The organism is Psychrobacter sp. TB20-MNA-CIBAN-0197 (assembly GCF_040309765.1).
Classification (GTDB): domain Bacteria; phylum Pseudomonadota; class Gammaproteobacteria; order Pseudomonadales; family Moraxellaceae; genus Psychrobacter; species Psychrobacter submarinus.
This window is the reverse complement of the sequence record NZ_JBEOPC010001089.1, coordinates 1-250: the sequence shown is the minus strand read 5'-3', so window position 1 is coordinate 250 and position 250 is coordinate 1. Positions and strand designations below refer to the sequence as shown.

Annotated in this window: 1 protein-coding gene; it reads right to left on the bottom strand. The window is 41.6% G+C overall.

The features are described from left to right. Window positions 1-37: 37 nt before the first annotated feature. Window positions 38-250: alanine racemase C-terminal domain-containing protein (locus tag AAEY83_RS17275; protein ID WP_351061131.1), on the bottom strand; the 213-nt coding region annotated here is incomplete at its 5' end.

The window sequence follows — 250 nt, the reverse complement described above, 5'->3', positions numbered from 1 at the left end:
GAGTAATTATACCCAATTGGTATACGCTAAAAACTAACTATGGCTGATACTCATAACTTACGCGTGGTGTAATATTACATAATAGCTCGTAAGGAATAGTATCAGCGCACAGTGCTATTTCTTCAACTGGTAGCTCAGGGCCCCACATAGTGACTCTGTCGCCAACTTTAATATTATGCTCATTAGCGCCTATATCAACGCTGATCATGTCCATAGCTACGCTACCTACAATACCATAACGCTGCTCACC